At 72.5% G+C, this 14,319-nt stretch carries 9 protein-coding genes; 1 reads left to right on the forward strand and 8 read right to left on the reverse strand.

All coding sequences use genetic code 11. The features are described from left to right. Positions 1-25: 25 nt before the first annotated feature. From ACZ7IF_RS11310 to ACZ7IF_RS11335, 6 genes are all read right to left on the reverse strand, one after another. Positions 26-2,458 carry a galactose oxidase-like domain-containing protein gene (locus ACZ7IF_RS11310; protein WP_470967099.1) on the reverse strand — a complete coding sequence of 811 codons (2,433 nt, stop codon included), beginning with the start codon at positions 2,456-2,458 and terminating at the stop codon, positions 26-28. A 22-nt stretch (positions 2,459-2,480) separates the two neighbouring features. After that, entirely contained in the window at positions 2,481-3,665 is a 1,185-nt protein-coding gene (locus ACZ7IF_RS11315) for a glycosyltransferase (protein WP_470967105.1), read from the reverse strand. 6 nt (positions 3,666-3,671) lie between these two features. After that, positions 3,672-5,390: an ArnT family glycosyltransferase gene (locus tag ACZ7IF_RS11320; RefSeq protein WP_470967109.1), complete on the reverse strand. Its 1,719-nt coding sequence runs from the start codon at positions 5,388-5,390 to the stop codon at positions 3,672-3,674. Next, positions 5,387-6,676 (reverse strand): glycosyltransferase, encoded by a 1,290-nt coding sequence (locus tag ACZ7IF_RS11325; protein ID WP_470967115.1) that lies wholly within the window; start codon positions 6,674-6,676, stop codon positions 5,387-5,389. The genes ACZ7IF_RS11320 and ACZ7IF_RS11325 overlap by 4 nt, the downstream gene beginning before the upstream one ends. 239 nt (positions 6,677-6,915) lie before the next feature. Next, a complete protein-coding gene (locus tag ACZ7IF_RS11330; protein WP_470967119.1) occupies positions 6,916-8,970 on the reverse strand; it encodes a thioredoxin domain-containing protein in 2,055 nt (684 codons plus the stop codon). A gap of 67 nt (positions 8,971-9,037) precedes the next feature. Next, entirely contained in the window at positions 9,038-9,763 is a 726-nt protein-coding gene (locus tag ACZ7IF_RS11335) for a DUF4344 domain-containing metallopeptidase (protein WP_470967122.1), read from the reverse strand. Positions 9,764-9,917: 154 nt separating this feature from the next. On the opposite strand from ACZ7IF_RS11335, the gene ACZ7IF_RS11340 reads away from it, so the two are divergent. Further along, complete coding sequence (locus tag ACZ7IF_RS11340; RefSeq protein ID WP_470967125.1) at positions 9,918-13,136, forward strand: tetratricopeptide repeat protein; 3,219 nt, start codon at positions 9,918-9,920, stop codon at positions 13,134-13,136. Between the two features lie 63 nt (positions 13,137-13,199). On the opposite strand, the gene ACZ7IF_RS11345 is transcribed toward ACZ7IF_RS11340, so the two are convergent. Together ACZ7IF_RS11345 and mca are read right to left on the reverse strand one after the other, a co-directional pair. Continuing rightward, positions 13,200-13,424 (reverse strand): hypothetical protein, encoded by a 225-nt coding sequence (locus tag ACZ7IF_RS11345; RefSeq protein WP_470967127.1) that lies wholly within the window; start codon positions 13,422-13,424, stop codon positions 13,200-13,202. Between the two features lie 2 nt (positions 13,425-13,426). Next, complete coding sequence (gene mca / locus ACZ7IF_RS11350) at positions 13,427-14,308, reverse strand: mycothiol conjugate amidase Mca (protein WP_470967134.1); 882 nt, start codon at positions 14,306-14,308, stop codon at positions 13,427-13,429. Between the last annotated feature and the right edge of the window lie 11 nt (positions 14,309-14,319).

Consider the following 14,319-nt stretch of genomic DNA (forward strand, 5'->3'; position numbering starts at 1 on the left):
CGGGTGCACTTGGGGCGTTACGCGCTCAGCAGGCGTAGCCGTCCCTGTCCGGGTCCAGCCGCAGCGGGTCGCTGCCGTTGACCTTCATCCGCTTCGGGAACTGGTGGGCGGCCAGCCACTCGCAGCGGTCCTTGGTCGTCTTCTTCACCTCCGCCGGGAAGGTGCCCGGTACGCAGATGCTCGCCGTTCCGTAGTGCCGGTCGCAGCCGGCCACGGTGGGCGCGACCGGGGCCGCGTCCCGCTGCGCGGGGTTGGCCTTGGGCGCGGCCAGCTTGTCGGCGAAGGAGTGCTCGTGCGGGGCGGGCAGCTGCTTCCCGTCCGCCTTCGCCGCCGCCGCCAGTGCGGGGGCCCCGCCCAGGTGGACCCAGGTCGCGACCGACGGGACGCCGTTCGCGTCGACCCCGAACAGCATGTACCAGCCGGGCGGCGCCAGGTTGGGGTTGCTCGTGACGTTGAGGTCGATGGTCTTGTTGTCGATCACCGTCATCGGCAGGTCCACGAACCGCTGGTTGGGGTCGGAGGAGTGGGTGACCGCCGCCGGGCGGATCAGTTCCGCCTTGGCGATCGGCCGGTCGACGGTGATCCGCTGCGTGTCCCCGTACACCCACTCCGTGTCGATCACCGAGGTGAGCTTCGGGCGCGGCCCCTTGAACAGGTAGGGCGGGGTGTAGACGGACACCGCGTGGTTGTACGTGCCGTTGCCCGGGTTGTCGCCGACCGACATGACCCGACCGTCGGGCAGCAGGAACGCCCCCGAGTGGTAGGTGCGCGGGATCGGGTCGGTGGCGAGGCCCGCCTGGTAGGTGTTGTTCGCCGGGTCGAAGAACGAGGCCTCGAAGACCGGGTCGGCCCGGTCGTGGAGGCCGCCGCCGGTCTCCAGCACCTTGCCGTCGGGCAGCAGCACCGCGGAGACGTACATCTTGCCCTCGGCACCGGTCTGGGGACGCTTGCCCGTGCCGGTGTCGACGAGGCCCTGCGGGAGGTCGGGGCCCGCCGTGTAGGCGGGGCTCGGCTTCTTCAGGTCGATGATGTCGGTGAGCCGGTTGGCCGCCGGGTTGGTCTCGTTGTTGCCGCCGCCGACGGTCAGCACCCGCTGGTCCTGAGCCGGGGGCAGCAGGACGCTCGCCGACTCGTCCCGCTCGTCCTTCTTCCGCAGGCCGGGCACGTCCGTGATGGTGTTGGCGTCGTAGTCGTAGACCGAGGCGCCCGAGCCGGGCGTGCCGTTGCCGAAGGTGTGGCTGCCGGAGTAGAAGAGCCGGCCGTCCTGCATGAGGATCATCGACGGGTACAGGCCCCAGTACGACCAGGTCTGGTTGACCTCGTTCATCGGCAGCCACTTGTTCTGCGCCGCCGAGAACTTCTCCGCCGTGACGTTGCCCGTGGAGTCCTCCTTCAGCCCGCCGAAGGAGATGACGTCACCGTTGCCGAGGATGGTGGCGGACGGGTACCAGTGGCCGCCGTTCATGTCGTTGGTCTTCGTGTACTGCTCGGTCGCCGGGTCGAAGACGTACGAGTCCTTCAGCCCCTGGTATCCGATCTTCCCGTCGGCGGACGGATAGCCCTTGTTGCCGCTCATCACCAGCACCCGGCCGTCGGCCAGCTGCACGTGCCCGGAGCAGAACATGTCCACCGGCGTCGGGATCGTCTTGACGCTGCCCGCCACCGGGTCGTAGACGGCGGAGGTGAAGGTCCCCGCGTTGAACTGGGAGATGTCGTTGCCGGAGCCGGCGATCAGGAGCACCTTGCCGTTCTTCAGGACCACGGCGTGCATCGAGCGCACCGGGTTCTGGGCCGCCATCACCTCCCACTTGCCCTTGGCGCACTGCTCGGCCGTGCCCGTGCAGGCGGGCTGCGGCGGGACCGCGCCCACCTCCTCCAACGCGTAGTCGTCGGTGGTGAGGGTGCCCACGCCGTAGACGGACAGACCCCACGCGATCTTGTCGGTGTTCGGCGGGACGGCGGGCGTACGGACCTCCGTACGCGCCCACGCGGCGCTGACCGGCGGGTTCTGAAGGTCGGTCCAGTACTGCCAGCCGGCGGTGGTGTCGTGGCGGAACACCGTCACCGACACGTCAGGGGTGTCCGACTTGTACCAGGCGGACAGGTCGTACTGCTTGCCCGGCACCACGGTCGGGGCACAGGCGGCGTTCTCGGTGACCAGGGCCTTGCGGTCGCCGCTGACCCGGCGGGTCACCGAGACCTTCATGGCCTTGGTGCCGCTGTGGGAGTCGGCGACGGTGGCGAAGGTGAAGTCGTTGTCGCCCCAGCCCGATTTCGACCAGCAGGCGGGCATGTCGGAGCCGGCCGGACCGGCGGTCTCGAAGCCGGGGTTGGTCAGCAGGTTCGGCGCTCCGGCCGTGGCCTGCTGGGGTGCGGTCAGGAGCAGGCTGGCGGTCATCGCGCCGACGGCGACCAGAGCGGCCCGGCGCCCCGCCCCCCGTCGGATCTTCCTACGCATACGTGGGTCCTTTCGGTACGGCTCAACTCCTGGTGGTGCGCTCCGCACGTGGCCCGCGCGGCAGGTAGACGAGCGCTTCGGTGGCGGCGAAGCGCAGGACGAACGTGGTGACCAGCGCGAGGGCGGTCGCGGGCAGCACCTCCATGCCGAAGCGGCCCACGAACAGCGCGATGACCGGGATGCGCAGCAGCAGGTCGGCGTTGGCGAGGAGGGCGAAGCGGCCGAGGCGGTCCGCCCAGTGGCGGTGGCGGCGCCGGTCGCGGAAGAGCAGCGTCTCGATGAACAGGAAGTTCCACAGGACCCCGGCCTGGTTGGCGAGCACCTCGGCGGCGAGGTACTGCATCCCTGCGCGGGTCAGCAGCCAGAGCGCCAGCAGGTTGGGCACGAAGCCGGAGAGGCCGATCAGCCCGAAGCCGATCATCCGGGCCAGCGGGCTCGCCGAGCGCAGCGCCGCGAGGTGCGTCAGGAAGCGCAGCCCCTCCCGGGCGGTGGACTTGGACTCCCCGGCGAAGCGGTCCTGGAAGACGAAGGGGACCTCGGCGCGCCGCTCGGGGCGGCAGCGGACGGCGAGCTCCAGCAGGATCTTGTAGCCGAGGGGCTGGAGCACCGCACCCGCCACCGCCGTGCGGCGGACCGCGAAGAAGCCGCTCATCGGGTCGCTGATGCCGCGCAGGGCGCGCGGGAAGAGCCCCTTGGCCAGCCAGGTCGCGCCGCGCGAGACGGCGACGCGGTAGCCGCCGGCGAGCCCCGCGCGGCTGCCGCCGGGCAGGTAGCGGGAGGCGACGACGAGGTCGGCCCCGGTGCGCTCGCCCTCGCCGACGAGTTCGGGGACCAGGTGGGGCGGGTGCTGGAGGTCGGCGTCCATGACGACGACCCAGTCGGAGCCGACCCGCTCGATCCCGGCGACGACGGCCCCGCCGAGGCCCCCGTCCGGGCTGTCGCGGTGCAGTACGGAGACCGGGAAGGGGCAGCCGGCGGCCTCCTTCTCGATCACGGCGGGGGTGTCGTCGGTGGAGTCGTCGACGAACAGCACCTCGAAGGGCTGCCGGCCGGGAACGGCCGCGCGGAGCCGGCCGAGCAGCTCCGCCACGTTCGCGGACTCGTTGAAGGTCGGGACGATCAGGGTGACGCTGCCGCCGGCCGCCCCCGGCGGAGCGTCGACTTCCGGATCATCCAGGGCATGCGGGGGCCACAGGTCCTCGCTCATCGTGGTTCAGCTCCCACTCTCGCGGTCGGTCCGGCGGATCTCGATACGGTCCTCGCCCGTACCGAAGACGGCGACCGCGGTCGAATGCTCCAGAGCAGCCTTCACGTTGGGCAGGTCCGCCGCGTCGCGACGCACGGTGGGCGAGGAGACCACGTAGTCGATGTCCCGCCACCCCCGCGGCAGGGTCTTGGTGACGGCCGGGTCGAGGTCCGCCTTGTAGAACCAGATTGCCCCGTCCCCGGGTGCAAAACCGTGGTGAACGGCGTCGAGCCAGAGCGCGTCGTCGACGAGGACGCGGGTGTTCGCCGGATCGGCCACCTCACGTCCGAGCCAGGCCGCCGCCTGCCGGTAGGGGGCGTTGGCGTCGACGGTCAGGGCGGTCCGGTTGCCCTCGTACCAGCGCGGCAGTACGAACGCGGCGGCCGCTACGGCGAGTACGCCGACCAGCGCACGGCGCGCGTACACCACGCCCCGGCGCTCCCCCGGCGCACGGCGGCGGCGCAGCACGGCGTGCGTGACGCTGGCCGCGCCCCCGGCGAGGACCAGGGCGAGGAACGGCAGCGCCTGGATCACGTACATCGCCGGGAGGTAGCCGGAGGGCCGCATCGCGACCACGGCCAGGATCACGACGGCCAGGGCCGGCCCGGCGAGCGCGCGGGCGGTCACCGACCAGCGGTGGGTGGCCAGCAGCAGCACGGCACCGGCCAGCCCGCCGAGCGGCAGGACCGCGTCGTAGTACAGCCACGACCGGAAGACCCCGTTCGAGCCGGTGCCGGATTCGAGGATGAAGCCGGAGCCGGGGCGGCTCATCTGGTAGGTGATGCCGTCGATCAGCGAGACGTGCCCGGCGCCGGGCAGCAGCTCGTTGTTGAGCAGGGCGTACAGCGGGTAGGACAGCCCTATCAGCGCGCAGGCGGTGATCGCCCCGGTCACGGCGAACTTGCGGGTGTCGCGGTGGCTGTGGCGCCACATCGTCACCAGCAGCGCCGGGAGCACGACCAGCATCGTCTCCTTGGTCAGGACGGCGGTGGCGGCCGCCAGGCCCGAGCCGAAGTGGTGCCACAGGTGGCGGCTGGGGGACGCGGCGAGGCAGAAGGCCAGCAGCATCCACATCACGGCGAGGTTGTCGAGGAAGATCTCCCGCTGGAGGACCACCGACAGCGGCGACAGGCCGAAGAGCCCCATCGCCAGCCCCGCCGCCCAGCGCGGCAGCCACAGCCGGCGCGCCAGCACGTACATCAGCACCGAGCTCGCGGCGGAGACGGCCAGCATCGAGAAGCGCATCGGCGCGACCGTCATCCAGTCGGGCACGAAGAGGGCGGGCAGGTACGTCAGGCCCGCGACCTGTATCCAGCCCAGCGGCGGATGGTCGTACCAGTACGTGTAGTGGGCCAGCCCGTCGCCCTGCTGGACGGCCCACGCCTGGGCGAGGTACGTGCCCTCGTCGTCGCTCAGGGTCGGGAAGTTGGTGATGTTCCAGCCCTGTACGAGGAGGATCGCCAGCAGGATCGCACCGCAGAGCAGCAGGTCCGGGCGGGAGGAGCGGAAGCGCACCATCGGGCGCGCGAACGCCGCCGGGCGCACCCCGAGGCCGCCGCCGCGGCCGCCGGGGCCCGCGGAACCGGCACCGCCGGAGCCGGGCGGACGGCGTACGGGCAGCAGCTGGGCGGTGTCGGTGGTGTCAGCCGGCTGGGGATCAGTGGCCGTGGGCAGGGTGGCGGTCACTGGAGGCTGTCCTCTCGGATCGGAGTGGCGGAGGCGGCGGAGGTGGCGGAGGTCAGGTGGGCGCCGGTGTGGCTGGTCAGCTCCCACTCGTTGCGGCCGCGCTGCTCGCGCCAGACCGCACGGATCGCGGCGCCCGCCAGCAGCACCTGGTAGAAGGGACCTCCCACGATGAGCTTGAGGTAGTGCGTGAACCGCACGCGCAGGCCGTACTGGCGGCCGAAGTCGTGCAGGCCGACGATCTCGAAGACGAACGTCACCATCGCCGTGATCATGGGGAGGAAGGTGATGATCGCGATGCCCACGGGCACGTCGAGGAAGACCGCCACCGCGAAGTTGAGCGGGATGATCACCCCGGTGGCCGCCTGCATGAACGGGGTCATCAGGGTGTAGCGGGCCAGCCAGCGCTGCCCGCGGCCGGGCAGCTGCTGCCAGTCCTTCTTCCGGTAGACCTGGAGGAAGCCCTGGTTCCAGCGGGTGCGCTGCTTGAGCAGGCTCATCAGCGAGCCCGGGGTCTCCTCACGGGTGACCATGTCGGAGTCGTACGCGACGACCACCTTCTTGCCCACCGACGACAGCCGCACGCCCAGGTCGCAGTCCTCGGCGAGGCAGTTCTGGTCCCAGCCGCCGGCCTCGCGCAGCACCGCGGTGCGCACGAAGACGGTGTTGCCGCCCAGCGGGATGAAGCCCTTCTCGGCGTGCAGGTGCAGGCGGGAGCGGAACCAGAAGAAGTACTCCAGGCAGTTGCGCAGGCTGTACCAGCTGGAGTGGAAGTTGATCAGCTGCACCCCGCCCTGGACCACGTCCGCGCCGGTGGAGCGGAAGGCGTGGTCGACGTGGGTGAGCAGCTCGGGGTGGACCTGGTCCTCGGCGTCGAAGACCCCGACGATGTCGCCCCGGCAGTGCGGGAGGGCGGTGTTGAGGGCCTTCGGCTTGTTCTTGGTCTCGTTGTGGTCGACGACGACGCGTACCCGCTCGGGCGCGCGTACGGCGGCGCGCTCGGCGACGGCGGCCGTCTCGGGGTCGTCGTGGCCGACGATGACGATGATCTCGTAGTCGGTGTGGCTCGATTCGAGCAGCCGGTCGATGGTGTGCTCCAGCACGGCCTGCTCGTGGCGGGCGGGCAGCAGCAGCGAGAAGGCCAGCCGTCCCCCGCCGTCAGGGCTGTCGAAACGGGTCGAGGCGAGCGTCTCGGGCGTCCGCCAGGCGTGCATCTGCCACCACAGCGTGAACGCGGCCATCCAGAAGAGCGCCAGAGAAATGGCGGCAATAAAGACAGAGGTGAGCAAACTGTCCCCCACAGCCGAGCCGCAACCCCAGGCGGCGATCGAAAACCCCCCGGAGACGGCCCGGCCCCCCGGCCTGCCGCCCCCGCATCCCCCACACGCGCGCACCCCCCAGTGCGCCGTCTCGTTACTCCCGAAGACACGAGACTAGACAGTGAAAATGAAACTCAGGCGCCACTCGAATAAAAACCACGTTTCCAAGTGGTAGTGCGGCAACCGGAATTGACGCCACTCTGCCACAATCAGTGATGAACCACACCCAACTGCTCAGCCAGTGAGACGAGTTCCGTCGTAGGCCGCGCGCAGACGAAATGACGGCACACATACGCCGTCGGAAGGTCGTGCACGAGTGTGCGCTCGGCCAGAAGTGGGAACTCCCCACCGCTCCCGTCCGCCTTGCGCGGCAGCCCGACCGCCACCACGGCCCCCGGAGCCGTCGCCAGCAACGCCGTCCGGTGCAGCGCGGCCGTCGCCGGATCCTCCGGATGACCCACCACGGCCACCTCCCGCGGCCCGTCCACCAGCGCCTCCGCCACAGCCAGACCGTGCCCGATGAACCGCGGGGCGCGCGGCCCGAGGGCGTGCACCACCCCGAGCGCCCGCTCCGCCGCCTCCCGGTGGGCCTCAGAACCGGTGTGCGCGGCGTACGAGAGCAGCGCGCCGGCGGCAGCCGTCCAGCCCGAGGGGGCCGCGGTGTCGGTGGGGTCCTGCGGCCGGCGGATCAGCTGCTCGGCGTCGTGGGCGGTGTCGTAGAGCGAGCCGTCCTCGGCGGTGAACCGGGCCATGACCAGGTCGACGAGGAACCCGGCGAATTCCAGCCACACCCCCTCCCCGGTGACGGAGGCCAGCGTCAGGAACCCCTCGGCGACGTCCCCGTAGTCCTCCAGCACCCCGGCATTGGCCCCGACCCGCCCGTCCTTGCTGGTCCGCGCCAGCCGGGCCCTCCCGTCCATGTGCACCCGCACGAGCAGGTCGGCGGCCTCGATCGCCCGCTCGACCAGGTCGGGCCGCTCGAAGAAGGCCCCGCACTCGGCGAGCGCGGAGACGGCCAGCCCGTTCCAGGCGGCGACGACCTTGTCGTCCCGCCCGGGCGCGGGCCGCCGGCCCCGCGCTCCGAGCAGCCGTTCCTTGATCGAGGCGACCCTCTCCCCCTCCACCACCGGCCCGTCCTGCGGCAGTTGCAGCACCGACTTGCCGTGCTCGAAGGTCCCCTCCTCGGTCACCCCGAAGTACGCGGCGGCGAGAGCGCCGTCGTCCTCCCCCAGCACCTCGGCCAGCTGCGCGGGCGTCCAGGCGTAGTACGCCCCCTCGACGTGCTTGCCGCTCACCGGATCCTCGCTGTCGGCATCGAGCGCGGAGGCGAACCCGCCCTGCTCCGTCCGCAGTTCCCGCACCATGAAGTCGGCGGTCTCCAGCGCGACGCGCCGCGCCAGGTCCGAACCGGTGGCCCGCCACAGATGCGCGTACACCCGGCACAGCAGCGCGTTGTCGTACAGCATCTTCTCGAAGTGGGGTACGACCCACTCCCGGTCCACGGAGTACCGCGCGAACCCGCCCCCGAGCTGGTCGTAGATCCCGCCCCGGGCCATCGCCTCACAGGTGTCGGCGGCCATCTGAAGGGCCCCCTCGGACCCGGTCCGGGCGTGGTGGCGCAGCAGGAACTCCAGCACCATGGACGGCGGGAACTTCGGCGCCCCGCCGAACCCGCCCCGCGCGGCGTCGTACTCCCGCGTCAGCCCGAGCAGCGCCTGCCCCAGCTTCTCGGGCCCCGGCAGCCCGGCCTTCCCGTAGTCCAGCTGCCGCCCGGCCAGATCCCGCACGATCCGCTGCGCGACCTCGGCGACCTCCTCGCGCCGCCCGACCCAGGCGGTCCGCACGCCTTCGAGCACCTGCATGAAGGAGGGCATCCCGTGCCGGGGCTCGGGCGGGAAGTAGGTCCCGAAGTAGAAGGGCTCGGCCTCGGGCGTGAGGAACACGGTCATGGGCCACCCGCCCTGCCCGGTCGCGGCCTGCACGGCCTCCATGTAGACGGCGTCGATGTCGGGGCGCTCTTCGCGGTCCACCTTGATGTTGACGAAGTGTTCGTTCATGTAGGCGGCCGGCAGCTCGTCCTCGAACGATTCACTGGCCATGACATGACACCAATGGCACGAGCTGTACCCAACGCTTAGCAGAACGGGTACGTTGCGCTCCCGCGCCTCCGCGAAGGCATCCGAGGACCAGGGCCACCAGTCGACCGGATTGTCGGCGTGCTGGAGCAGGTACGGCGAGGTCTCGTTCGCGAGGCGGTTCGGCATGCGCCCATACTGCCGCACCACCTCACGTGTACCTCATGACCGGGCCATCAGGCAGCCGGATCCGGCATCACTGGGAACGGTGCCTGAGCAGGGGTGCGAGGGCGCGGGTCCAGGTGTCGCGGACGGTGGGCCAGGCGGGGGTGCAGCCCTGGGTGCGGGCGGCGAGGGAGGGGTGGCGTTCGGGGGCGGCGCCGTGCAGCAGGCAGAGGTGGGCGGCGGCGCGCTCGGCGGGTGGGGCGTGCTCGTCCGGGCCGGGGCCGGGGGGCGGTGCGAGGCGGTAGGCCTCGGCGGCGGCGAGCAGGGCGCGTTCGCCCTCGGGGCCTTCGCGGATGAGCATGAACGCGGCGAAGGTGTCGGCGGCGTCCTCCTCCGCGCGGTCGGAGGCGACGGGCAGGCCGAGGATGTCGATGAGGGCGTGGCCGGCTTCGTGGTGGACGGTTTCGGCGGTGACGTCGGCGGCGGCCGCGTCGTCGCCCAGGAGGTCCCGGTCGTCGGCGAGGTCGTCGTAGCAGAGTTCTATGCGGCGGGCGGCCGGGTCGTAGCCGGTGCCCTCGCCGGAGCAGGAGCGGGCGAGGACGGTGACGGGGGCCGGGAGGCCGAGGTGGGCGTTGAGGGCCGCGACGGCGCGTTCGGCGGGCTTGTGGGCGCGCAGCAGGGCGGCGTGGTCCTCGTCGGCGGGGTCGGGGGTCTCGTAGCGGAGGGTGAATCCGTGGGCCGACGGCTGCTGTTGGCAGGCGGCCGAGGCCGCGAGGAGGGTCGCGCTGAGGGCCAGGACCGTCCACCGTGGGGTCATGCGTCCAGCCTAGGCCGCTTCTGGGCGTACATATATGCACGCGGATGTCCGTCGAGCCCCCAACTCCCTCTGAAATAGCTCAGATTCCTCGCGCTCCGGACTGTCCCGCAGGACACTTGGCGCACGTTTCCGGAGCTCTCCGAGGAGGATGCCGATGCGGGACAGCCATCGTGTCGAGGCCGAACGGGTGCTGGCCCGGGCCGTCGAGGAGGAGGTCCGGCGGGCGGGCGCGGGGGATCCCGAGGCGTTGCTCGCGCGCGGGCGGGAGGCGCTGGACGGGATCGCGGCGGCGGCCGCCGAGGAGTACGCGGCGTACGTGGCGGCGCTGGACGAGGCCGCCGCCGGGGAGCAGTCCCTCGGGGAGGCCTTCCGGCGGGGCAACACCGGGGCGTCGCTGTTCGTGACGGGGGTCGCCGCGGCCGCCGCCGTCGGGGCGGACCTGGCGTTCGGGGTGGAGGCGGGGACGGCGTTCAGCGCGGGGATCGTCGTGGGCGTCGCGGGGGCGGCGGCGACGGTGGCCAAGGTGACGGCGCTGCACGTGCCGGCGGCGAACCGGCGGGCCGGGGCGGCGGGCCGGCCGGGCGGGCCGGAGCAGCTGCGGCTGCAGTGGCTGACGGCGCTGGAGGTGCGCGGGATCCGGCCGTTCCTGGAGCAGGAGCGGGCGGTGGCGGCGGCCTCGGTACGCGGTCCGGTGCGCGGGCGCGTCGCCAGCGGGGCGCCGGTCAACGGCAACGGTGTGGCGCCGAAGGTGCGCGGTGGCGACCGCAGCGCGGAGGCCCGGCGGCGCAACATGCTGGAGCAGTCGTTCGGGCAGCTCCCGGACGCGGACGCGCTGTTCACGGGCCGGCGTGCGGAGCTGACCCGGATCGCGCAGTGGGTGCAGGCGGCGCGGGCCAGTACGGAGACCCGGCCGGTGGTGGTGGTGCTGCACGGCGAGCCGGGGGTGGGGCGTACGGCGCTGGCGCTGCGGGCGGCGCACGCGCTGCGGGACCAGTTCCGCGGGGCGTGCGTGGTGGACCTGCGGGGCGGGGCCACGGGTGCGGGCGAGGCTCCGCTGTCGACGCGGGAGGCGCTGCTGCACCTGCTGAACCGGCTGGGGGCGCCGCGCGAGCAGTTGCTGTTCCGCGAGGGGGCGTCGGCGGAGTCCCAGGTGCGCCGGCTGACCGAGCTGTACCACCAGCACCTGCAGGGGTTCCCGGTGACGGTGGTGCTGGACGACACGGTGGACGCGCGGCAGGTGCGGGCGCTGGTGCCGGAGCGCTCGGAGAGCCTGGTGCTGGTCACGGCGCGGGAGCCGCTGGAGCTGCCCGGGGACCTGGGGGCGTGGGTGTACCAGCTGCCGGTGGTGCGGCTCGCGCGGGAGGAGGCGGCCGAGGTGCTGCGCGCCGGGGCGCGGGCGGCGGGTGAGGCGGCGCCGGAGGGGGCGGCGCTGGAGGGGCTGCTGGAGCTGGGTGCGGGGCTGCCGCTGGCGTTGCGGGTGCTGGCTCCGCTGGGGTCGGCGCGGGCCTCGGACGGCGGTGGGGGCGGGGGTCTGGAGCACGCCCTGGAGCTGGCCTACGTACGGCTGCCGGAGGAGCGGCGCCGGCTGCTGCGGCGGCTGACGCTGGCGGGGCGGGCCTCGCTGGGGGCGGCCGCGGCGGCGGCGCTGGCGGGCGCGGACCGGGTGGAGGCCGGGCGGCTGCTGGGCGAGCTGGCGCGGGCGGGTCTGCTGGACCTCGTGCGCGGGGAGCGGTACCGGATGCACGACGCGGTGCGCTCGTACGCGGCGGCGCGGCTGGCGGCGGACGAGGACCGGGCGGAGGCGGCGGCCGCGCACGAGCGGCTGGTCCGGGACTACGCGCAGCTGGCGGACTCGGTGATCCGGATGGTCGACGGGAAGATGTCGACGCGGGCGAATCACTTCGGGGGGCACGGTTTCGCGTCGCTGGACGCGGCGCTGAGATGGCTGGACGACGAGTCGAGCTTCATCACGGCGGCGCTGCGGCATTCGGAGGGGGTGGACCAGCAGGCGGTGCTGGACCTGCTGGGGGCGCTGTGCGATTTCTGTCTGCTGCGCGGGGACCTGTACCGGCTCGGTGAGATCAACGAGCTGACGCGGGCGGTGGACCAGGGGCGGCTGAACCGTTCGGTGCAGTGGCGTACGGGTATCGCGGCGCGTCAGCTGGGCGAGCTGGACAAGTCGCGTACGACGCTGACGTCGCTGGTGGACCAGTACCGGGAGGCGCAGCAGGAGGCGGGCGCGGGGATGGCGCTGGTGTCGCTCGGGATCACGCTGCACCACCAGGGCAATCTGCCGGAGGCGGCGGCTCGGATCCGGGAGGCGCTGGTGCTCCAGGAGCCGGAGGAGCTGGCGGGCGACCGGGCGTGGGCGCTGCACGCGCTGGGGGCGGTGGAGCGGGACCGGGCGCGGCTGGGGGAGGCGGTGGCGCTGCTGGAGCGGTCTTTGGAGCTGCACCGGGAGAGCGAGAGCGTGCACGGTGAGGCGTGGGCGCACTTCCAGCTGGGGCAGGTGTACCTGCGGACGGGTGAGGTGGCGCGGGCGGAGGAGGAGCTGCGGCTGGCGCTGGGCCTGTACGGGCGGACGCGGGACGACCGGGGTGAGGCGTGGGCGCTGACGCAGCTGGGGCGGGCCCGGGTGGTGGACGGTGATCCCGAGGCGGCGCTGGCGCGGCTGCGGGACGCGCTGGCGCGGCACCGGCTGGCGGAGGACGCGCGGGGTGAGGCGTGGACGCTGTACTACCTGGGGCAGGCGCTGGAGGAGGACGGTGAGCGGGACCGGGCGGTGCGGGAGCTGGAGCGGGCCCGGACGATGTTCTCGCGGATGCGGGACGTGTACGGGCTGGCGCACGCCCGCTACCACTCGGGGCGGGTGACGCGGGACCAGCGGGCGGCGCAGACGGGGAACCTGCGCAACTCCGGGTTCGCGCGGCAGCTGCTGGTGGACGCGCGGGCGGACTTCCGGCGGATCGGGCTGGCGCACGGCGAGGGGTGGACCTGTGTGGAGCTGGCGGTGATCGACGCGGGGAACGGGCGGGTGCCGCAGGCGGTCGGGCTGTGCGAGGACGCGGTGCGGCTGTTCGTGTCGTACGGGGACCGGCGCGGGGAGGACTGGGCGCGGTTCCTGCGCTGCACGATGCTGCCGTACGCGGGCGCGGGCGATTCGGCGCTGGAGGAGGCGCGGGCGGAGCTGGCCCGGCTGGCGGCGGCTCCGCATCCGCTGCGGGACGGCCGGCTGGAGGACTGCCTGGAGACGTACGGGGTGGTGCTGGCGCGCGAGGTGGATCCGGCGGAGGGCTGGCAGGCGTGGCGCCTGGGCCTGGTCCCGAACCTGCGGGCGCGGGAGGTCATGGGCGTGCCGGTGCCGAGGCCGTAGCGGCGCGCGCGTGAGCGCCGTCCCGCCCGGGGCGGGACGGCGCTGCCGCGCCGTGCTGTGGTCCTACGCCTTGGAGGCGTCGGCTGCCGGGGTGGCGGCCGGCGCGGGGGCTTCCTCGAAGTCGACGCGGCCCATGTGCTTGCTCATCGACTTCATCAGGCCCCACACGCCGAGGGCGAGGGCGGCGAACACGATGAACCCGAGGAGGCCCGGGGTCACCTTGTTCTTGTCGAAGGTGTCGGCGGCCAGCGGAAGGAACTGGGTGATTGCTGCCTGGGTAGCGCTCATGGCTAAGCATTCTCCCGGATGCCCGCGAAGAGGTCGGACTCGGGGAGGGAGGTGTCGACGAGCGACTTGGCGAGCTCGTACTCCTCGGTGGGCCAGACCTCCTTCTGGATCTCCATGGGGACGCGGAACCAGCCGCCGTCCGGGTCGATCTGCGTGGCGTGCGCGATGAGGGCCTTGTCGCGGATCTCGAAGAAGTCGGAGCAGGGGACGTGGGTGGTCAGGGTCCGCTCCTTGCGCTCGAACTCCTTCCAGCGCTCCAGCCATTCGCCGTAGGGGGATTCCAGGCCGCGGGAGAGGAGCGCCTCGTGGAGGGCGATGGTGCGCGGCTTGTTGAAGCCCTGGTTGTAGTAGAGCTTCTGCGGCTGGTACGGGGCGCCGTACTCGGCCTCGGGGAACTTGTCGGTGTCGGCCGCGCCGTCGAAGGCCACCATCGTGATCTTGTGGGTCATGATGTGGTCGGGGTGCGGGTAGCCGCCGTTCTCGTCGTAGGTGGTGATGACCTGCGGCTTGAAGGCGCGGATCTTCTTCACCAGCTCGCCGGCGGCCTCCTCCACGTCCGCGAGGGCGAAGCAGCCCTCGGGCAGCGGCGGCAGCGGGTCGCCCTCGGGGAGGCCGGAGTCGACGTACCCGAGCCATTCCTGGTCGATGCCGAGGATCTCGCGGGCCTCGTCCATCTCCTTGGCGCGCACCTCGTGGATGTTCTCCTCGATGTACGTGTCGCCCTGGAGCTTGGGGTTCAGCACGGAGCCGCGCTCGCCGCCGGTGCAGGTGACCACGAGCACCGGCACCCCCTCGGACACGTACTTGGCCATCGTGGCCGCGCCCTTGCTCGACTCGTCGTCGGGGTGGGCGTGAACGGCCATCAGTCGAAGCTGCTCGGTCAAGACAGGATCCT

This window comes from Streptomyces sp. NPDC037421, assembly GCF_055602105.1.